The sequence below is a fragment of the Streptomyces sp. NPDC056296 genome, assembly GCF_042268605.1.
Taxonomy (GTDB): domain Bacteria; phylum Actinomycetota; class Actinomycetes; order Streptomycetales; family Streptomycetaceae; genus Streptomyces.
The window spans coordinates 9,082-29,633 of record NZ_JBHJRX010000038.1 but is presented as its reverse complement, the minus strand read 5'-3'; the positions used below and the strand labels follow the sequence as shown (position 1 = coordinate 29,633).

General features: G+C 71.5%; 14 protein-coding genes, 2 tRNA genes and 1 pseudogene. 10 read left to right on the top strand and 7 right to left on the bottom strand.

The window, feature by feature from the left end; genetic code table 11:
- Nucleotides 1-31: 31 nt before the first annotated feature.
- From gyrA to ACFCZF_RS26080, 3 genes are all read left to right on the top strand, one after another.
- A complete protein-coding gene (gene gyrA, locus ACFCZF_RS26090; RefSeq protein ID WP_375906492.1) occupies nucleotides 32-2,626 on the top strand; it encodes a DNA gyrase subunit A in 2,595 nt (864 codons plus the stop codon).
- Nucleotides 2,627-2,644: 18 nt separating this feature from the next.
- On the top strand, nucleotides 2,645-3,373 hold the full coding sequence (locus ACFCZF_RS26085) for a DUF3566 domain-containing protein (protein WP_375906495.1): 729 nt from the start codon (nucleotides 2,645-2,647) through the stop codon (nucleotides 3,371-3,373).
- Between the two features lie 100 nt (nucleotides 3,374-3,473).
- Nucleotides 3,474-3,550 (top strand) — tRNA-Ile (locus ACFCZF_RS26080).
- A 171-nt stretch (nucleotides 3,551-3,721) separates the two neighbouring features.
- Here the strand turns inward: ACFCZF_RS26080 and ACFCZF_RS26075 are convergent.
- Nucleotides 3,722-7,879 (bottom strand): AAA family ATPase, encoded by a 4,158-nt coding sequence (locus ACFCZF_RS26075; protein ID WP_376673703.1) that lies wholly within the window; start codon nucleotides 7,877-7,879, stop codon nucleotides 3,722-3,724.
- A 447-nt stretch (nucleotides 7,880-8,326) separates the two neighbouring features.
- Between ACFCZF_RS26075 and ACFCZF_RS26070 the strand changes: the two genes are divergently transcribed.
- Nucleotides 8,327-8,521 carry a ferredoxin gene (locus tag ACFCZF_RS26070; protein WP_376673702.1) on the top strand — a complete coding sequence of 65 codons (195 nt, stop codon included), beginning with the start codon at nucleotides 8,327-8,329 and terminating at the stop codon, nucleotides 8,519-8,521.
- 26 nt (nucleotides 8,522-8,547) lie between these two features.
- The gene (locus ACFCZF_RS26065) at nucleotides 8,548-9,459 is read left to right on the top strand and encodes an FkbM family methyltransferase (protein ID WP_376673701.1); all 912 of its coding nucleotides are present in this window, start codon (nucleotides 8,548-8,550) and stop codon (nucleotides 9,457-9,459) included.
- Nucleotides 9,460-9,588: 129 nt separating this feature from the next.
- Here the strand turns inward: ACFCZF_RS26065 and ACFCZF_RS26060 are convergent, their stop codons facing one another.
- Nucleotides 9,589-10,356: a glycosyltransferase family 2 protein gene (locus ACFCZF_RS26060; RefSeq protein ID WP_376673700.1), complete on the bottom strand. Its 768-nt coding sequence runs from the start codon at nucleotides 10,354-10,356 to the stop codon at nucleotides 9,589-9,591.
- 329 nt (nucleotides 10,357-10,685) lie between these two features.
- Nucleotides 10,686-11,060: a DUF6344 domain-containing protein gene (locus tag ACFCZF_RS26055; RefSeq protein ID WP_375906510.1), complete on the bottom strand. Its 375-nt coding sequence runs from the start codon at nucleotides 11,058-11,060 to the stop codon at nucleotides 10,686-10,688.
- A 338-nt stretch (nucleotides 11,061-11,398) separates the two neighbouring features.
- Between ACFCZF_RS26055 and ACFCZF_RS26050 the strand changes: the two genes are divergently transcribed.
- Together ACFCZF_RS26050 and ACFCZF_RS26045 are read left to right on the top strand one after the other, a co-directional pair.
- Nucleotides 11,399-11,527 (top strand): DLW-39 family protein, encoded by a 129-nt coding sequence (locus ACFCZF_RS26050; protein ID WP_003999697.1) that lies wholly within the window; start codon nucleotides 11,399-11,401, stop codon nucleotides 11,525-11,527.
- Nucleotides 11,528-11,905: 378 nt separating this feature from the next.
- The gene (locus ACFCZF_RS26045; protein WP_376673699.1) at nucleotides 11,906-13,147 is read left to right on the top strand and encodes a hypothetical protein; all 1,242 of its coding nucleotides are present in this window, start codon (nucleotides 11,906-11,908) and stop codon (nucleotides 13,145-13,147) included.
- Between the two features lie 13 nt (nucleotides 13,148-13,160).
- Here the strand turns inward: ACFCZF_RS26045 and ACFCZF_RS26040 are convergent, their stop codons facing one another.
- Both ACFCZF_RS26040 and ACFCZF_RS26035 read right to left on the bottom strand, forming a co-directional pair.
- Complete coding sequence (locus tag ACFCZF_RS26040; protein WP_376673698.1) at nucleotides 13,161-14,939, bottom strand: protein kinase; 1,779 nt, start codon at nucleotides 14,937-14,939, stop codon at nucleotides 13,161-13,163.
- An 86-nt stretch (nucleotides 14,940-15,025) separates the two neighbouring features.
- The gene (locus ACFCZF_RS26035; protein WP_375906521.1) at nucleotides 15,026-15,574 is read right to left on the bottom strand and encodes a helix-turn-helix domain-containing protein; all 549 of its coding nucleotides are present in this window, start codon (nucleotides 15,572-15,574) and stop codon (nucleotides 15,026-15,028) included.
- A gap of 179 nt (nucleotides 15,575-15,753) precedes the next feature.
- On the opposite strand from ACFCZF_RS26035, the gene ACFCZF_RS26030 reads away from it, so the two are divergent.
- Nucleotides 15,754-15,826, top strand: a tRNA-Ala gene (locus ACFCZF_RS26030).
- A gap of 75 nt (nucleotides 15,827-15,901) precedes the next feature.
- Here the strand turns inward: ACFCZF_RS26030 and ACFCZF_RS26025 are convergent.
- On the bottom strand, nucleotides 15,902-16,996 hold the full coding sequence (locus ACFCZF_RS26025; protein WP_376673697.1) for a sensor histidine kinase: 1,095 nt from the start codon (nucleotides 16,994-16,996) through the stop codon (nucleotides 15,902-15,904).
- 166 nt (nucleotides 16,997-17,162) lie between these two features.
- Nucleotides 17,163-17,866 (bottom strand): annotated as a pseudogene (locus ACFCZF_RS26020) (response regulator transcription factor); the annotation flags it as partial.
- A 145-nt stretch (nucleotides 17,867-18,011) separates the two neighbouring features.
- Between ACFCZF_RS26020 and ACFCZF_RS26015 the strand changes: the two are divergent.
- Nucleotides 18,012-19,139, top strand: coding sequence for an endonuclease/exonuclease/phosphatase family protein (locus ACFCZF_RS26015; protein WP_376673696.1), 1,128 nt, complete (start codon nucleotides 18,012-18,014; stop codon nucleotides 19,137-19,139).
- Nucleotides 19,140-19,600: 461 nt separating this feature from the next.
- Entirely contained in the window at nucleotides 19,601-20,377 is a 777-nt protein-coding gene (locus ACFCZF_RS26010; protein WP_121748036.1) for an isoprenyl transferase, read from the top strand.
- The last annotated feature ends 175 nt before the right edge of the window (nucleotides 20,378-20,552 follow it).

The following is a 20,552-nucleotide window of genomic DNA, read 5'->3' as shown; positions in this document are numbered from 1 at the left end:
CTGACCGCACCTGGAAGGACCTTCACCAGCAATGACCGACGAGAACACTCCTGTGACGACGCCCGAGGGTGACGCCCTGGCCATGCGTGTCGAGCCCGTCGGGCTCGAGACGGAGATGCAGCGCTCCTACCTCGACTACGCGATGTCCGTCATCGTCTCGCGTGCGCTGCCCGACGTCCGCGACGGCCTCAAGCCCGTGCACCGCCGCGTGCTGTACGCCATGTACGACGGCGGCTACCGCCCCGAGCGCGGCTTCTACAAGTGCGCGCGCGTCGTCGGCGACGTCATGGGCAACTACCACCCGCACGGCGACAGCTCCATCTACGACGCCCTGGTCCGCCTCGCCCAGCCGTGGTCGATGCGGATGCCGCTCGTCGACTCCAACGGCAACTTCGGCTCGCCGGGCAACGACCCGGCGGCGGCCATGCGGTACACCGAGTGCAAGATGGCGCCGCTGGCCATGGAGATGGTCCGTGACATCGACGAGGAGACCGTCGACTTCACGGACAACTACGACGGCCGCTCCCAGGAGCCGACCGTCCTGCCCGCCCGCTTCCCGAACCTGCTGATCAACGGCTCGGCCGGGATCGCGGTCGGCATGGCGACCAACATCCCGCCGCACAACCTGCGCGAGGTCGCGGCCGGCGCCCAGTGGTACCTGGAGAACTACGAGGCCTCGCACGAGGACCTGCTCGACGCGCTCATCGAGCGCATCAAGGGCCCCGACTTCCCGACCGGCGCGCTGGTGGTGGGCCGCAACGGCATCGAGGAGGCCTACCGCACCGGGCGCGGCTCGATCACCATGCGCGCGGTCGTCGAGGTCGAGGAGATCCAGAACCGCCAGTGCCTGGTGGTCACGGAGCTGCCGTACCAGACCAACCCCGACAACCTCGCGCAGAAGATCGCCGACCTGGTGAAGGACGGCAAGATCGGCGGCATCGCCGACGTCCGTGACGAGACGTCGTCCCGCACCGGCCAGCGCCTGGTCATCGTGCTCAAGCGGGACGCGGTCGCCAAGGTCGTGCTGAACAACCTGTACAAGCACACCGACCTGCAGTCGAACTTCAGCGCCAACATGCTGGCCCTGGTCGACGGCGTGCCGCGCACCCTCTCCCTGGACGCGTTCATCCGCCACTGGGTGAACCACCAGATCGAGGTCATCGTCCGGCGTACGAAGTTCCGGCTGCGCAAGGCCGAGGAGCGGGCGCACATCCTGCGCGGCCTGCTCAAGGCCCTGGACGCCATCGACGAGGTCATCGCGCTGATCCGGCGCAGCGACACCGTCGAGATCGCGCGCGGCGGCCTGATGGACCTCCTCGACATCGACGAGATCCAGGCCAACGCGATCCTGGAGATGCAGCTGCGCCGCCTGGCGGCGCTGGAGCGCCAGAAGATCGTCCGGGAGCACGACGAGCTCCAGGCGAAGATCACCGAGTACAACGAGATCCTCGCCTCCCCGGTCCGCCAGCGCGGGATCGTCGGCGAGGAGCTGACCGCGCTCGTCGAGAAGTACGGCGACGACCGCAAGACCAAGCTGATCCCGTACGAGGGCGACATGTCCATCGAGGACCTGATCGCCGAAGAGGACATCGTCGTCACGGTCACGCGGGGCGGCTACATCAAGCGCACCAAGACCGACGACTACCGGGCCCAGAAGCGCGGCGGCAAGGGCGTACGCGGCACGAAGCTCAAGGAAGACGACATCGTCAACCACTTCTTCGTGTCCACCACGCACCACTGGCTGCTGTTCTTCACCAACAAGGGCCGGGTCTACCGGGCGAAGGCGTACGAGCTGCCCGACGCCGGACGGGACGCGCGCGGCCAGCACGTGGCGAATCTGCTGGCGTTCCAGCCGGACGAGTCGATCGCCCAGATCCGCGCGATCCGCGACTACGAGGCGGTGCCCTACCTGGTCCTGGCGACCAAGGCGGGCTTGGTGAAGAAGACGCCGCTGAAGGACTACGACTCGCCGCGCTCGGGCGGCGTGATCGCCATCAACCTGCGTGAGCAGGCGGACGGCAGCGACGACGAGCTGATCGGAGCCGAACTGGTCTCGGCCGAGGACGATCTGCTGCTGATCAGCAAGAAGGCACAGTCGATCAGGTTCACCGCCTCGGACGACACGCTGCGCCCGATGGGGCGTGCCACCTCGGGCGTCAAGGGCATGAGTTTCCGCGAAGGGGACCAGCTGCTCTCGATGAATGTTGTTCGAGCCGGTACGTTCGTGTTCACTGCCACCGACGGCGGGTACGCGAAGCGGACCTCTGTCGACGAGTACCGCGTCCAGGGCCGCGGCGGCCTCGGCATCAAGGCTGCCAAGATCGTCGAGGACCGTGGATCGCTCGTGGGCGCGCTGGTGGTCGAGGAGCACGACGAGATCCTCGCCATCACACTCTCGGGCGGTGTGATTCGTACGCGAGTCAGCGGGGTCAGGGAGACGGGCCGTGACACCATGGGCGTCCAACTGATCAATCTGGGCAAGCGCGATGCCGTCGTCGGCATCGCACGCAACGCCGAGGCGGGACGCGAGGCGGAGGAGGTCGACGGCGATGTGGTCGTCGACGAGACCGCCGAAGGTGCCGCGACCACCGGCACGGACGAGGGTGAGGCGCCCTCGGCCGAGTAGCACGAGGAGAGAGTCATCGTGAGCGGAGCCACGGGCGCCGGGTCGGCCGGTACCTCCAGGGGTACGGAAACGGACGGCGGCGGCCGTGGCTCCGCCGCGCGTGCGACGGATTCGCACACGACTCAACTGCGCAAGATCGATGACGACGCGACCGACTCCCGCTCGGCGAGCTCGTCCAAGACGCATGGATCCCAGGGGGGAACTGTGACGGACACCCGAGGCCAGCAGACGCAAGCGGCGGCCTCGCCGCTGCCGGGAGAACGGCAGCCCCAGCAGCCCGGCGGGCCGTACCACCCGCCCCAGGCCTACCAGACCCAGGGCGGCAACGCGTCCGCCGCCGTGCGCCGCCCGCGCACCGGCGCCCGCACCACGCCCCGCGTCCGCAAGGCACGCCTGCGCGTGGCGAAGGCCGACCCGTGGTCGGTGATGAAGGTCAGCTTCCTGCTCTCCATCGCGCTCGGCATCTGCACGATCGTCGCGTCCGCCGTGCTGTGGATGGTCATGGACGCCATGGGCGTCTTCTCGACCGTCGGCGGCACGATCTCCGAGGCGACCGGCTCGAACGAGTCCAACGGCTTCGACCTGCAGTCGTTCCTGTCGCTGCCCAACGTGCTGCTGTTCGCGACGGTCATCGCGGTCGTCGACGTCGTCCTCGCGACGGCGCTGGCCACGCTCGGCGCGTTCATCTACAACCTGTCCGCCGGCTTCGTCGGCGGCGTGGAGCTGACGCTCGCCGAGGACGAGTGATCGTCACTCGCGGGCCTCGCGACAACCGATTTTGGGACTGCCCGCCTCGTGCGCTAATCTTCAGGAGTCAGCGCGCGGGACATACACCGCAGAGCGCGGCGGGGCTATAGCTCAGTTGGTTAGAGCGCATCCCTGATAAGGATGAGGCCACAGGTTCAAATCCTGTTAGCCCCACCAGCGAAAAGACCCCCAGTCGGTAGCGGCTGGGGGTCTTTGACATCTCCGGCGGCATCTACGCGGCGTCCCCGGCTGCGGCACGTGAAAACGCCCGACCGCTGGCGACGGGGGATGCGTCAGCGGTCGGGCTGTGGCCAAGGCTAACAAGGCCGGATGCGTGGTGGGGGACATTCACTCATCGCACGGGCGCTCGTACGAGAGGCGTGGCAGGTACTCGTGCCACTTCTCCTCGGTCAGCACGCCCCGGGTGGCCGAGCAGATGCGGTCGATGGCGTCGTCCACGTCGAGGTTCCACAGCCGTACGGTGTCCGTGCCGCTGGACACCCCGAGCATGTGACTGACGGGGCTGAAGGACAGGAAGCCGCCCGTCTTGGCGTTGGGGCTCATCGACTCCCCGATGGGCGCGGCCTCGGCGGGGGTGTGGACGTCCCAGAGCCGGACCGTGTTGTCGTTGGCGCCGCTGGACAGGGTGTCGCCGTCCCGGCTGAACGTCAGCGACACCACCGAGTCGGTGTGGCCGGCGAGCGTGGAGTCCGACGGGGCCGTCCGGCGGGGATCGGCGACGTTCCAGAGCCGGACCGTGCCGTCGTCGCTGCCGCTGGCCAGCGTATGGCCGTCCGGGCTGTAGGCCAGCGCGTTGACGGGGCCGAGGTGTCCCGTGAGGGGTGCGCCGAGACGGGCGGCGTGCCGGGGGTCGCTCACGTCCCAGAGCCGTACGGTGTCGTCCGCGCTGCCGCTGGCGAGGGTGCGGCCGTTCGGGCCGAAGACGAGGGTGTTGACGTATCCCGTGTGGCCGGTGAGCGGCTTGCCGAGCGGGCGGGGGCGGGACGGGTCGTCGGTGTTCCACAGCTGGATGGTGCGGTCGTCGTACGCGGTGGCCATCGTGCGGCCGTTCGGGCTGAACGCCAGGGCGTCGGGGCCCGCGTAGCGGGTGCGCAGCACAACGGGTGGCCCGTGGGCGGTGGGCCGGGACGGGTCCGTGACGTTCCACAGCTGTACCGCGCTGCTTCCCGTCAGGACCGCGAGGGTGTCGCCGTCCGGGGAGAACACGAGGGAACGTACGTCGCCCTCCGCCGGGCGGAAGGGTTCGCCCAGGGACACGGGCCGGGCGGGGTCCGTCACGTTCCACAGCCGGATCCTTCCGTCGCGCGCCGCCGTGGCCAGTACGTGACCGTCCGGACGGAAGGCCCCGCTGCGGCCGATCATGTCCGACGTCGGCAGCGACCACAGGCGCACCTTGCTGTCTCCGCTGCCGGTGGCGAGCGTGCGGCCGTCGGGGCTGAAGCCGAGGGCGTACATCTCTCCGCTGCTTCCCGCCAGGGGCATGCCGATCTGGGACGGGTAGGCCGGGTCGCTGACGTTCCAGAGGCTCGCGGTGCTGTCCGCGCTGCTCGCGGCGAGCATGTCCCCGTCGGGGCTGAAGGCCACGGACCAGATGGGGCCGGTGTGGCCGGTCAGCGGCGAGCCGATCCGTGACGCGTCGCGTGGATCGGCCACGTCCCAGAGCCGTACGGTGTCGTCCGCGCCGCCGCTGGCGAGTGTGCGGCCGTCGGGGCTGAAGGCCACGGAGTGCACCAGCCCGGTGTGACCGGCCAGCGGTTCGCCGATCGGCGTCGCGTCGCCCGGGTCGTCGACGTTCCACAGCCGGACCCTGTTGTCGTCGCCGCCTGACGCCAGCGTGCGGCCGTCGGGGCTGAACGCCACCGAGCGCACCGCCGCGGTGGGGCCCGTCAAGGTGTCCAGCGCCTTCGGCCGACGCGGGTCGGCCACGTCCCACAGCCGGACGGCGTGGTCGTCGTGGGCGGAGGCCAGCGTGCGGCCGTCCGGGCTGAACGCGAGCAGGTAGACGGTGCCGCCGTGACCGGCCAGGGGGGCACCGAGCGGGCGCGGGTGGCTCAGGTCGCTGATGTCCCAGAGCCGGATCGTGCCGTCGTCCGAGGCACCGGCCAGGGTGCGGCCGTCCGGGCTGAACACCGCGGAGCTGACCCAGCTCGTGTGGCCGGTGAGCGGCTTGCCCAGCGGCTCGGGACGCGCGGGGTCCGACACGTCCCACAGCCGCACCGTCCGGTCGTAGCTCGCCGTCGCCAGGGTCCGCCCGTCCGGGCTGAAGGAGGTGAGGTAGACGGCGCCCGTGTGCCCGAGGAGCGGTGTGGCCAGTGGCGCGTTCACGATCGATATCAGCCGGTTCCGCACGTCCTCGTCGTCCGGCCGCAGGCGGTGCGCCGCCAGGTCGAGCTGGGCCGACAGCGACGGGTCCGTGTACTGGACCCGGTCCGCCTCGGCCACCACCTGCTCGAACACCGCGTCGTTGCGCTGCTGCCAGGCGACCACCGCCGAACCGACCGCCACCAGCGCGAGGACGACCAGTGCCGACACCGCGGCACGGCTGATCAGGACGGAGCGTTTGCGCAGTCTCACCGCGGCGGCCAGGAAATCCACCGCGCTCCGGGTCAGGAACGTGCCGTCGGCCGACTCCGCCCAGCCGCGGGCCCGCTCCAGCCGGGAGCCCCGGTAGAGCAGCGAGGCGTCGCGGTTCGACTCCTCCCAGGCCCGGCCGTCCTCCTCCAGCCGCTGGCGCAGCAGATTGCCGGTGCGGTCCTCGTCGATCCAGTCGCGCAGGCGCGGCCAGGCGTGGAGCAGCGCCTCATGGGTGATCTCCACGGTCTCCGCGTCGAGTGTCACCAGCCGGGCGCGCACCAGCGCTTCCAGCGACTCCTCCGTCTTGCCGGGGTCCCTCGACTCCTGCGCCAGCCGGCGCCGTGTGCCCCGCCTACGGGTGGTCTGGGTGTCCTCGCTCACCCGGACCAGCCTGAGCAGGAGCAGCCGTGCGGCCGCGCGGGCCGCCGGGTCGAGGTCCGACCAGGCCCGCTCTGCGGTCGCCGCCACCGCTCCCTGGATTCCGCCGGCCGCGCGGTACCCGGCCAGCGTCAGCCGGCCCGCCTTGCGGCGCTGCCAGGTGGCGAGCAGGGCGTGGGAGAGGAGCGGCAGCACGCCCGCGTCGTGCTCCCCCACAGCCCGAAAGGCGTGGGAGGGACCCCCACCGCGCGGGCCGCCGGTGCTCACCTCCCGGATGATCAACTCCGCCAGCCCAGGTTCGAGCTCCATGCCCACGGCCCGGGCCGGACCGTTCACCGCCTCGCGCAGTTCCGCGGTGGTCAGCGGCCCCAGCACCATGTGCCGGTGCTGCAGCGCGTCGGCCAGCTCGGGGTGGCGAAGGCACTGCTCGTAGAAGTCCGCGCGTACACCGAGGGCCACGAGCACGGGCGCCGGGTCGTCCGGACCGCCGGGCGCGCAGGCGGCCTGGAGGAGCTGGACGAACACGCGCCGGTCCGAGTCGTCGGCGCAGAGGGTGAAGATCTCCTCGAACTGGTCCACGATGACGACCGGACGGGGTGTCGATGCCGATGCCGACTCCGTCACCGACTCTGACGCTGCTTCGGTCGCCGATTCCGACGCCGATTCCGCTCTGCCGCGGGCCCACGCCGTGAAGGCGTCCCTGGCCGCCCGTGCGGTTTCCGGAGCGCCCGGTTTCTCCTCCGCCGCATCCCTGGTGGTGGAGACGGTGGAGATGGCGGAGACGGCGGCCACGACCGGCGCGAGCTCGGGGATCCGGCGGGCCAGATCCCCGAGCGGATCGCCTCCCGGTACGAGCTGGAGTACTTCCCTGGGCCGGCCGGTCCCGTCGTCCTCGCCGACCCCGTCGCCCAGCGCGCCCTTGCGCAGCGCAGGCACCAGGCCGGCGTTCAGCAGGGAGGACTTGCCCGCCCCGGAGGCGCCCACGAGCATGACCAGGCCACCCGAGTCCTCTGCCGCGCGGAGCTGGGCGACCAGGGCGTCGGTGCTCCGCTCCCGCCCGAAGAACCAGTCGGCGTCCTGCCGGCGGTACGCGGCCAGGCCGCGGTAGGGGCAGACACCGCCGGGGACGGCCGGGGCCTCGGCCGGAGGGTGCTCCTCGTCCACAGCGGTGGACGGCGCGGGGCGTTCGCCGGTCGGGTCGGCCACCGCCCGCTCCCACAGGCGCTGCCACTGGGTCAGGTCGTACAGGCCCGCGGACACCGGTGCGGGGCGCGCGCGCCGCGCCAGGGGGATGAGTACATGCAGCACCGCCGCGAGGGCGGGGAACTGGGCGGGTACGTTCTTGGCCCGTCGCCAGTCGCTGATCCGCTGGGCGGAGACCCGCACGGGCCGCCCTCGTTCGTCGACCCGCTGGAGCCGGACGACCGCCTCGGACACGCGTTTGAGGGGAGGGTTGCCCGCCTCCTTGTACAGCAGAGCGAGACGTTCCGCGAAGGCCGTGCGTGCCCCTGAGTCGAAACTCAAGGTCTCCACTCCTTACTTCCCCCGCACCTGGACGTCCGGACCGGAAAACTCACTCTATATGCCTGACCTGCGGCTACGTCATGGCCGCTGCGCCGGAACCTCCTCGGCGGCGACCTCAGCTGGCAGGATCACGTCGCAGTGGCGAGTCGCCCGCCCGACACCCGGACAGGTCAGCGGCCCAGCGCCCGGAGAGTCACCCCATGAGGCCGCACGTTCTCGGTCAGCTTTTGGTGCCCCAGCCCTCCCCGATCCCGTCCGGTACCGCGTACCGAACGCCGTCGGCATGGCTTGGCTCCGGTCCCCACGAGGGGAGGGACCGGTGCCGAACCATGCCGACGGACGCGGACGATCTCGCGAGCGCCGGGCCGATGGGCAAGCGGTCAGGACGGATTCAGCGCGGCGATCCGCGGGCAGGCACGTCGTGATGGTTCCCGTTCGAGCGCCGCTGGAGTGTGTATGAGGATCTCCGTCGACCCCGAGCAGTGCTATGGCTCCGGCGACTGCGTCCACCGGGCCCCGTCCGTCTTCACCAAGGTCGACGGCCTGGGTGCCGTGATACCCGGACGCGAGCACGAGGTCGACGCGCCACGGGTGCGGGAAGCGGCCGAGGGGTGCCCCTCCGCCGCGATCACCATCACGGGGGAGCACTGAGCATCATCCGAGGACTGAGCACGCCCGTGTCCGAGGTCCTGGTCACGCTCGGCAGCCGTTACGTGCGGAACGCCCCCGGTACGTTCGGGAAGGCGGCGCTCGCCGCGCGCTGGCTGAACCCCCATCTGCGCGAGCACCCGCGCCGGCGAGTCGTCGGAGTGCGTTCCGGCGACCTGTTCGCCGTGGACACGCAGGATCTCATCCAGCGGTACCTGTACCTGTTCGGGACCTGGGAGCCGCACATGACGGCCTGGCTGCGGCGCCGGCTGCGACCGGGGGACGGCTTCGTCGACGTCGGGGCCAACATCGGCGTTTTCAGCGTTCTCGCGTCCCAGCTCGTGGGCGACGAGGGCAGGGTCGTCGCGATCGAGGCATCCCCCGTCTTCCACCGCCGTCTGGTGCGGCACGGCCGGCTCAACGCCCGCGGGAACATCCGCGCCCTCAACGCCGCCGTCTCCGACGGCCACAAGACCCTGACCTTCGTCCTCGCCGGCTCACGCAACATGGGCGCGAACAGCATCGTCCCGTACGACGGCCCGGCGGAGTCCACTTTCGAGATCGAGGCGCGGCCCCTGCCGGAGCTCCTCGACCCGGCGGAGATCGCGAACGCCCGGGTGATCAAGATCGACGTCGAGGGCGCGGAGGGGAGTGTCGTCCGCGGGCTGGCGCCGATGCTGGACAGCCTGCGGCCCGACGCGGAGATCAGTGTCGAGGTGACGCCCGAGCGTATGGCCCGGCTCGGGGACTCCATCGGCGAACTGCTGACGGTGATGCGCGACGCGGGCTTCCACGTCTACCGGCTGGCCAACGACTACGCGCCCGAGAGCTATCCCTCGGCGCTGGGCGGTGAGCCCGGAGTGCCGGTCCGGTGGCGGGGGCCCGTCGTCGAGGAGAGCGACCTGATCTTCTCCCGGGTCGACGCGGAGACGCTCCCTTGACCCGCTCCCTTGACCCGCTCCCTTGACCCGCTCCCTTGCCCGCTCCCCTGACCCGCTCCCCTGACCCGCTTCCCTTGACCCGCTCCCCTGACCTGCTTCCTTGACCTGCTTCCCTGACCCGGCGGAGTCTCAGGTACCGGCCGGAAAACGCCATCCGAAGGACGCCAGCGCCCGCGCCCTGGCCTCCACCACCGCCATCCGTACTTCGCGTTCGGCGGGGTCCACATGGGCCGCCTGGCCGGTCAGCTGGCCCTCCCACTTGCGGTAGAGAAGGCCCACCTCTTCGGAGAACCACCCCCGGCTCACGCAGTTGAGCGCCAGCAGCAGGCCGGTGTCCTCGGACGCCGGCAGGGCCATCCAGCCGCCGAGCGCGAGCAGCAGATCGCGCCGTACCAGGAGCGTCGCCGGGTGGACCTGGGGGCGGTAGCCGTTCGCCTTCCAGTAGTCGAGCACCGCTCCGCGCTCGATCGGTCCGTGGTCCGGGTCACCCGGGAAACCGGCCGTCGAGCCGTCGGGCAGCAGGTCCAGTACCCGCGACGTCGCCCACCCGAGCGCCGGATCGGCCTCCAGGGCGGTCAGGTCGCGGGCCAGGGTCCCCGGCGGAAGCCGGTCGTCGGCGTCGAGGATCTTCACGTACTCGCCGTCCGCTTGGGACAGGGCCATGGTGCGGGCCATACCCGGGCCGCCCTGCTGTCCCGGCCGGCCCTGCCGGAAGACGACGCGCGGGTCGTCGGGCACGTGCGGGCGGACGTCGTCCGTCCGGCCGTCCTCCTGGATCACCCAGCGCCACTCCCAGCCGGCGGGCAGCTCCTGCGCGCACAGCGACGCGTAGGCCTCCGGCAGGAAGGGTGCCGAGGGGCCGTGGACGGCCGTGACGATGATGACGCGCCGGCTCACGGCGGCATCGTCCGCGATCACTTCGTACGCCTTCGGCACTGGCGCTCACCGGGTCCTGTCCGTGGTCGGGCCGTGAAACCGGGCCGGGCTGGGAAACCGGGGCCGGGCTGGGATCCGGGCCGGGCTGGGATCCGGGCCCGTCCGTGAAGCCTAGGCAGTCCTCAAGAGGTGTTGGTGAGAGGGGTGGCGGTCCGGAACATGGCGGCGGCCCGGCTGCTCTGTCGAGCGGCCGGGCCGTTTCTCGCGTGTGGTGCGGTACGCAGATCGCCGTGACGTCGGGTTCGGGCGGTGTGGGCGGCGCGGCGGGTGCCGTGCGCGCGCCGGACCGCTCAGCGTTGGAGCGGCTCGGTGTGCTGGGTGGTGGTGTGCCGGGCCGGGGTCTCCGCGGTGTCGTCGCACAGCAGGTCGGTGGAGGTCGCGGTGGCGTCGGCGGTCGGACGGTGGCGGCAGGTGGGGGCCTTGCCGTGGGCCTCGGCGCGGATGCGCTGTTTCATCGTGGGGGGCAGGGAGCCGGTACGTGACCAGGACCAGGGTGCCGCCGCCGCGGGCGCCGCCTCGGGGGAGGCGCTCTCGGTGTTGCTGTGCGTTCGGGTCTGCGGTACGGCCGCGGAGGCGGTCGTCGTGATGAGTCCGAGCGCCGTGCACAGCGCGAGGAAGGCGGTGACGATGGTGGTCCACAGCGTCATGACCTTGTTCCGGGCCATAACCCCTCACTTTCGGGTTGGGCGATTTGCGTACTTTCCTCATGATGTGTATGTGGGCCGCGAAGTGGTGGACCGACGCCCGTGGCGCGTCGATGTTCAGATGAACACCACCCGGATGGGCGCAAGCAGTCGGAAAAGATGCCCAGACGGGCGGGAGATGGGCAAAAGTCGCGTTCTGTGAGGGTGTGATCACCCTCCGATCGGAACGGCTTCGTCCGCTCTTATTGGGCTCCGACGACGGGCAGTTGGCCGTCGACACAGGTCACCGATCGGTATCGGCCGGTGTGTATAGTCGGGCGCCAGAAGTCCCCTACGTCAAGGAAAGACGAGGTAGCGCGGTGAAGAAGCTTCTCCTGGTCGCACTGGCCGCCATCGGCGGGCTCCTCGTGTACCGCCAGATCCAGGCGGATCGCGCCGAGCAGGATCTGTGGACGGAGGCGACTGACTCCGTGCCCACGGGTTCGTGAGTACGACCGACATCCGGTCCTGAGCAGACCCCGGCCGTCATACGGTCGGGGTTTTGTGTTGCCCGGACTCCGCTGCCCGGAATTCCGCTGCCGGGATTCCGGGCGGGGGCGCGGAAGCGCGGGGTCGCGCGGCAGGATGGGCCACGGTCCGGTCCGGGCGGCGGCGACAGCGCCGGTGAGCGCGAGGGGTGGCGGGTGATGGGACGGTGGTGTACGGCTCGGCGGGGCGCTGGGGCGGGGCGCGGCGGATCAGGGCGTACGGGGCGTACGGGGCGTACGTGGCGTACGGGGCGCACATGGCGTACGGGGCGCACATGGCGCGCAGGGCGTGCCGGATCGGCGCCCGACCGACCGCGTACGCCCGTGCGGCTGGCGGTCGTGACCGTCGTACTGGCCACGACCGCCGCCCTGCCCGCCGGTGCCTCGTTCGCGGCGGGTACGTCCCCCGGCTACGCCTTCGCCGAGGAGGCCCGGCGGATCGAGGGCACGAGCGGCACCTCGGACGCCGTACGCCTGGAACCCGGCGCCATGTACCGCAGTTCCCTGCCGAGAAGCGGCACTCTCTACTACCGCCTCGAACTCGACGCGGCGTCGGACGCCTACGTCTCCGTCACCGCCGTACCCGGCCCCGACGGCGAGGTCACCGCCGTCGACGGCATCCGCGTCTCCGTACAGGACGCCGAGGGCGGCTCCTGCTCGTCCGACAGCGCGACCTTCGGCGCCGCCCGCAGCCCCCGCCCCGTCACGGCCCGGGGCATGCGCGAGATCGCCCCCGGCGAGACCCGGTGCCAGGACCCCGGCACCTACTACGTCGCCGTCGAGCGGTCCCGGCCGCAGGACTCCCCGCCCAGGGCCTGGGACCTGGAGCTCACCGCCGTCACCGAACCGCGCCCGGAACGCACCGGCGCGACCACCGCACCCGAGGCCTGGGACTCCGCCTCCCCCGCACCCCTCGCCGGCGAGCCCGAACGACGCCCGGGCGGCAGCGGCTTCGCCCACGCCACCCCCGTCGGGCAGGGAGTCTGGCGTGACGACATCCGGCCCGGACAGACCCTCTTCTACAGGGTGCCGGTCGACTGGGGTCGCCAGTTGTCCGCGACCGCCGAACTCGGCAGCTCCGGCGACGGCTCCGGCTACGCCACCAGCGCCCTGCACCTGGCCCTCCACAACCCGGTGCGCGGCGAGGTCGACGACGCCGCGAGGGGGTACACCGGCCGCCCGTCCTCCGTCGGCCTCGCTCCCCTGCCGCCGGTGGCCTACGCCAACCGGTACGCCACCGACGTACAGGCCGGCGCGATGCGGTTCGCCGGCTCCTACTACCTCGTGGTGCACCTCGCGGCACAGGTGGCCGACGACTTCGGCGACGGCTCCTTCGGGCTGACGTTGCGCGTACGGCTCGGGGGAGCGCCGCGGACCGGCCCGGAGTACGCGGGGGAGTCCGAGCCGAAGGGCGTCTTCGAGGTCTCGGCGCAGGACCGGGAGGCCGCGCCGGAGGGCGGTGCCGGGGGCGACGACCTCGCCATGAAGGCGGTCGCCGTGGGCGGGATCGGCACCGGCAGCCTGCTGCTCGTGGGCCTGGGAGTGTGGACGGCGGCGGCGCGGCGCGGGCCCAGGACGTAGCGGAGGCGCGGGCTCAAATACGGGTCAGGGCCCAGAAGCCCACGGCGTAGCAGGCCAGCGCGAGAAGCAGCAGCGGAACCGCCACCCTGGCGGGAGGGCCGGGGCGGCGCCGCCGCCGTGACGCACGGTGCTGCGGAGACGCGTGGGCAGGAGGGCGCGACCGCGGGCTCTGAGCGGTGTACGAGGCGGTGGGGACGTCGGCCCGCTGCTGCGGGGTCGGTGCCAGTGCCTGGGCGGCGAGCGGAGGCGCGTACGGGTGCCGGTACTGCGGGCTGCCCGGGAAGTCCGGGGTCTGTGCGTGCGTCTGCGGGGGACCGGGTGCGGGCGAGGGGGCGGCGGTCGCCTGCGGGGGACCGGGCGCGGGCGATGAGGTGACGGTCGGCTGCGGGGGCGGCAGATGGAAACTGCCGGTCTCCGACATGGCGGACGGCTCGGCGGGCCCGGGAGACGACGCCGACGGCGTGTGATCCGTGGCGGGCGGGAGCCAGTCGAGGGGCGCCGGGGTTCCGTCTGGGGTGGGCGGCGTGTGGTTGTGGGGCGCCGGGGTTCCGTCTGGGGTGGGCGGCGTGTGGTTGTGGGGCGCCGGGGTTCCGTCTGGGGTGGGCGGCGTGGCGTTGTGGGGCGGTGGGGTCTCGACCGGGGTGGGCGGCGTGTGGTCGAGGAGCCCCGCGGCTCCGTCTGGAGCGGGCGGCGCATGGTCGAGGGGCGACGGGGTTTCGGCCGGGGCCGCCGTGCCGTCCGGGGTGGGCGGCGTATGGCCCGGGGCCGCCGTGCCGTCCGGAATTGCCGGGGTACCGCCCAGAGTCGACGGAGTACGGCCCAGAGTCGACGGAGTAGCGTCCGGGGACGCTTCCGGGCGGCCGAGCGGGCGTCGTGGGTCCGGCGGGGCGTCGTCCACGCCCGAGGCCTGCCTGAGCGGTCCGTCGGGCCCGAACCCCGTAGGCAGCGGGCCGACTTGGTCGAAGATCTCGATCAGCTCGTCGTCGGGCCCCGGCTCCGGCAGCAGCTCCGCCGCCGCGGCCAGCGCCTTGCGCGCCCCCGTGGCGGTGCGGAACCTCGCCGGTGGGTCCGGCTGTACCAGCGTCGCCACGACCTGCCACAGCGGCTCGGGAATCCCCTGCGGCGCGGGCGGCGTCCCGTGTTCGGCGAAGTACTGCACCAGCGCCTTGGCGTCCGGCTTGGCCCCCTCCAACAGGTACAGGGCGACCAGGCCCACGGCGAACAGGTCGGCCGGGAAGTCCGGCTCGGCGCCCATCATCTGCTCCGGGGCGAGGTAACCCGGCGTCCCCACCACGAGGTTGGTCTCCGTCAGCCGGGGCTCGCCCAGCCGCATCGCGATGCCGAAGTCGGACAGCCGCAACCGGGGCCGGCCCGTCCCCGTCGCTTCGAGCAGCAGGTTGGCGGGCTTGATGTCACGGTGCACGACGTCCTCCGCGTGCACCGCCGCCAGGCCCGCGAGGAGCTGGTCGAGGAGGGTGCAGACGAAGGCGGGCGGCAGGGGGCCGTAGTCCCCGATCAGGTGGACGAGCGAGCCGCCCGTCACCAGGTCCATCGTGAACAGGACCTTGTCGTCGTCGGCGGCCCAGCTCGCGGGCGCGAGCACATGGGGATGGTCGATCCGCATCGCCTGCTCGCGCACGAACCGCAGCAGCGAGTGCGCGTCCCGCTGCTGGAGCACCTTGGCGGCCACGTACCGCCGGCGGCGGTGGTCCCAGGCACGCCAGACGGCGCCGACCCCGCCCCGGCCGATCGGATCGACCAGCTCGTACCGGCCCGCGAAGACCTCACCCATGGCTGTGCGCCGCTCCTCCCCTGGGACCTGTCGCGCCACTCCCGCGGCCCGGCCGCCGTACCCCCTTCCGGCGACCGGCCCCGGGGTCAGTTCTGGTGGGACTGGTAGTGCGCCACCGCGTCCGAGGTGCGGCCCGCGCCGTACACCCGCAGGAACTCGGCCAGCTCCGGGTGGGACCCGGACAGGGCGTCCGCCGCGTCGATGATGTCCCCGGCGGCCGCCACCGAGCGCAGCAGCGACTGGATCTCGCGGACCACCCGCTTGACCGTGGGCGCCCCCGAACTGCTCGTGGTCGTGGTGGTGTTGCTGAGCACCGAGCCCCCCTGCGACTTCTTGATCTCGTCCATGCGCTCCGTCGCCTCGGCCGCGCTCACGCTGCCGTCCGCCACCTGCCCCGCCAGGTCCTGCAGCAGCTGCACCCGCTGAACCACCGCGGGGTTACCGATCTTCGCCCGCTGGCCGCTCATCAGCTGCGACAGCATCGGTGCGGACAACCCCAGCACCCCGGCGAGACGAGCCTGGTTGAGACCAAGATCGTCGATCAGCCTGCGGAAGAGCGCCCCCAGCGGCTCCCCGTACCAGTTCCGCTGCAGTTCCCGCGCTCTTGCGGTGGCTTCCTGCTGTGCGGCGTCCATTGCGTCTCCCCATCGCTTCCCCAAAAACCGCAGTTCGCTCCAGCGAACCACGCCGAGCATCTTACGGAGCGTGGTGTTTCACCGGGACCCCCAATCATTTGTGAGATACGGGGGGCGACCCGGTACTCTTGTCTGCGGCGCCCCACCGGCACGACGTTTACCGGCCGGACGCCTCCTACGGGGCCTTAGCTCAGTTGGTAGAGCGCTGTCTTTGCATGGCAGATGTCAGGGGTTCGACTCCCCTAGGCTCCACACACATAGCCCCTCTGAACTGCGGAAACGCGGTTCGGAGGGGCTTTTGCGTGCTGTCGTGTTCCCCCTGGTCCTTTATCTGTCGGCGTACGGGGGCACCAGGGGCAGTTCCACGGTGACGCGCAACCCGCCGGCGGAGCGCGGGGCGAGGGTGAGCGTGCCGTCGTGCGCCTGGGCGATGGTGTTGACGATCGCCAGGCCCAGACCCACGCCCGCCTGGTCGGTGTGGACGCGTTCGGTGCCGCGCCGGAAGGGCTCGGTGAGGGTCGGGACGAGCTGTGGGGCGAGCCGTTCGCCGGTGTTCTCGACCGTGAGCAGCACGGTCCTGGGGCGGACGCTGGTGTGGACCCATACGTTGCCGTGTTCCGGCGGGTTGTGGACGATCGCGTTCTGCACGAGGTTCGTGGTCAGCTGCAGCAGGAGCGCCGGCGATCCGCTCGTGGGGGCGATGTCTCCGTAGGTCTCGATGGTGATGCCGTGCCCTTCCGCGAGGGGCAGGAGCGTCTCGGTGGCTTCCTCCGCCACGAGGGACAGGTCGACGCGTTCCCGGGTGAAGGACCGCTGCTCGGCGCGGCTGAGCAGGAGCAGTGCCTCGGTGAGGTCGATCGCCCGGGCGTTGACGGCGTGCAGGCGGTCGACGAGTTCGCCGGGGTCCTGGTCCGGATCGGTGCGGGCCACGTCGAGCAGTGCCTTCGAGATCGCCAGCGGGGTACGCAACTCATGGGAGGCGTTGGCCGCGAACCGCCGCTGCTCGGCAACGTGTGCTTCGAGCCGCGCGAACATCATGTCGAAGGCGTCGGCGAGTTCGCGGAACTCGTCCGCGCGGCCCGGCAGCCGGATCCGGTGGGAGAGCGATCCGTCGGTGGCCATGCGTGTGGCGTGTGTGATGTGGGTCAGGGGGGCGAGCATGCGGCCGGCGAGGAACCACCCTCCCAGGAGGCCGAACACCAGGAGGAACACCATCACCGCGGCTGCGGTCGGGGCGAAACCGCGTACGAAGAGGGTGCCCGGGGTTACCCGCAGCGCCCCCGATTCGTTGGTCTGCCACCATCCCGATCGAACGAGGAACACTCCCACGGCGACGAGCAGCAGGGCACCCGCGAGCATGAGGAATCCGGCGTAGCTGAGGGTGAGTTTGAGGCGAACGCTCAGCCCGGGCGGCCTATCCACGGCCGCCACCGTCCCCACGGCTGCCACCGTCCCCGCGGCCGCCACCGTCCCCGCGGCTGCCACCGTCCCCGCGGCTGCCACCGTCCCCGCGGCCGCCACCGTCCCCGCGGCCGCCACCGTCCCCACGGCTGCCACCGTCCCCACGGCCGCCACCGTCCCCACGGCCGCCACCGTCCTCACGTGCGGTGCCGTCCCCACGTCCGGTGCCGGGTTCTGTGTCTATGCGGTAGCCGACGCCGGCACGGTGGCGATGATCCAGGGCTCGCCGAGGCGTTTGCGCAGTGCGGAGACCGTGATGCGCACGGCGTTGGTGAACGGGTCGGCGTTCTCGTCCCACGCCCGTTCCAGGAGTTCTTCGGCGCTGACCACACCGCCTTCGGCGGTGACGAGGACTTCGAGCACCGCGAACTGTTTGCGGGTGAGCGCGACGTAGCGGTCGTCGCGGTAGACCTCGCGGCGGAACGGGTCCAGACGCAGGCCCGCGATCTCTCGTACGGGAGGCCTGGGGAGCGCACGCCTGCGGTCGAGTGCTCTGAGCCTGAGTACGAGCTCCTGCAGTTCGAACGGCTTGGTGAGGTAGTCGTCGGCGCCGAGTCCGAACCCGGAAGCCTTGTCGTCGAGACGGTCGGCGGCGGTGAGCATCAGGATCGGCATGCCGCTGCCGGAGGCCACGATGCGGGTGGCGACCTCGTCACCGGAGGGGCCGGGGATGTCGCGGTCGAGGACGGCGATGTCGTAGGTGTTGACGCCGAGCAGTTCCAGAGCGGTGTCGCCGTCCCCCGCGATGTCGGCGGCGATCGCTTCCAGGCGCAGACCGGCGCGGATGGCTTCCGCCATGTAGGGCTCGTCCTCGACCACCAAGACACGCATGGCCTCAAGGCTACGAGTCGGTACATATCGTCGGCGTATCGAAATCCGCATACGTGCCGGCAACACCGTGTCGCCTTCACTCGTCCCCAGGCATTGAGCCCGGAGTGCACCAACGAACACAGCGGTGAGCGAGGACGGACGGACGATGACGCAGGTGGACACGGCGGACACGGCGGAGACCGGACAGGGCAGCAGCCCGGTGGACACCCGCGGCCCGGGTACCGGAGCCGCTGTCCCGGCGGCCGCCGGCACGGACGGAACCCGGCGCGCGGGCGTACGCCGGGCGATCCGTGACGGCTTCCGGCCCGGGCCCTGGAAGCGCGGCCGCGTGCTCACGGCGCTGGCGCTGCTCCTCGGCCTGTTCCTGCTGCTGCACACGGAGATCCCGAATCGGCCCGGTGGCCTGGGCAGCCTGGTGGCGACCTTCCTGCCGTGGTTCGGCCTGTTCGTCCCGGTGCTGCTGGCCGGGGCGCTGTGGCGCCGCTCCGCCTCCGCGGTGCTCGCGCTGCTGCTGCCGGTCACGGTGTGGCTGAGCCTCTTCGGCGGGCTGCTCGGCGACAAGTCCCACCCGGGCGGCGACCTCACCGTGGTGAGCCACAACGTCGGCGCCGACAACCCCGACCCGGCCGGCACCGCCCGCGACCTGGCCGCCTCCGGTGCGGACGTGCTGGCACTGGAGGAGATCACCCCGCAGGCCAGGGGCACGTACGAGAGGGAACTGGCGAAGGCGTACCCGTACCACGCGGTGCGGGGCACGGTCGGGCTGTGGAGCAGGCTGCCGCTGTCCGACACCCGGCCGGTCGACATCGAGCAGGACGTCGGGCCGCTGGGGGACACCAAACCGGTCGAGACCAAGCTGGCCTACGGTCGGGCGCTGCGCACCACGGTGGCCACGGACCGGGGGCCGCTGGCGGTGTACGTGGCCCACCTGGGTTCCGTACGGGTAAACCCCAGGGCGGGCTTCTGGACGGACTCGCGGGACAGGAACGCGCAGGCGCTCGCCAAGGCGATCGCCGCCGAGCGGAACGAGCGGGTGGTGCTGCTCGGCGACCTGAACGGCACCATGGACGACCACGCGTTCGACGGCCTCACCTCGCAGCTGCACTCGGTCCAGGAGGCGGCCGGGGAGGGTTTCGGGTTCAGCTGGCCGGCGAAGTTCCCAGTGGTGCGGATCGACCAGATCCTGGTCCGCGGCGTGGAGCCGCAGAGCTCGTGGCTGCTGCCGGCCACCGGCAGCGACCACCGGCCGGTGGCGGCCGGAATCAGCTGGTGAACCTCGCGCACGGCCGACGGAGTGGATCGGCCCCTGCCTCGGTCTCGGGAGGCGCGCCGTCCCGGTACAGCCCGGAACATATCGCCGTACCGAAATCCTCGTCACGTAGTTCATCCGGCCCGAGCGAGCTGGTGGTGTCGGGCTCGCCCCGAGAGTGACGGGAAACACCAGGCCCTACCCCCGAACAGCCGGTGCCGACCACGTCCACAACCTCCCCATCAGGCGTGACAGTTGACCCAGGGCGCCGCCGGACCGCCTCGCCGCACCGCCGCGTCGGAGCGACCGCGGCTCCTGGGCGCGCACCGACTCCCCGGGGCCCCGCCGAGCGCCACGGAGGTGCTGTCTGCTCTTGATATCGTCACCCCACAGGGCATCAGCGCCACACCCCTGCGGGGCGGTGCCACGTGGCTCATCGCCGTCGGAGGCGTCCGGTCGCTACCGACGAGGTGGAAGGGGTAACCATGCGGGCGAAGGTACGGGCCGCTCTCGATGCGCTCTATATGAAGCGGCTGGTCAGGGAGTTGGAGGGACGCCCACGCCCCCAGCACATCGGCATCATGCTCGACGGCAACCGCCGGTGGGCCAAGATGTCGGGCATCGACGACCCACGCGAGGGCTACCGGGCCGGCGGGGCGAAGGTCCTGGACTTCCTGCGCTGGTGCGACTCCGCGCAGATCGAACACGTGACCCTGTTCATGCTCTCCGACGACAACCTCCACCGGCCCGAGGACCAGCTGAACCCGCTGATCGACATCATCGCCGAGGTCGTGGAGCGGCTCGCCGCGCCGGGCAACCCCTGGCGCGTCGAAGCGGTCGGCGCCCTGGACCTGCTGCCCGCCGAGTCCGCCACCCGCCTCAAGACCGCCACCGCCGCCACCCAGGACCGCAAGGGCGGCACCAAGGTCGACGTCGCCGTGGGCTACGGAGGCCGGCGGGAGATCGTCGACGCCGTCCGCTCCGCCCTCACCGAGCACAGCTCCCAGGGCGGGGACATCGACGAGTTCATCGAGACCTTCACCATGGAGCACATCTCCAAGCACCTGTACTCCAAGACACGGTCCGAGTCCGACCTCATCATCCGCACCTCCGGCGAACAGCGCCTCTCCGGATTCCTGCTCTGGCAGTCCGCCTACGCCGAAGTCCACTTCTGCGAGACCTACTGGCCGGACTTCCGCGAGATCGACTTCCTGCGCGCCCTGCGCAGCTACTCGCTGCGCGAACGCCGCTACGGCCGCTGAGCGACAGCTTCAACGGTTTCACGTGAAACAACGCCGCGGGGGGGGGGGGACCGGGGGGTCCCGACCCCCGGGGAGGGGGAAGCCATCCCGCGAAGAGACGCGGAGAGGGCCGACCCCGCCCACCTCCCCCCCCGCCTCCCTTGCCTTCCCCCCCTGATCACAAAACCCATCACCA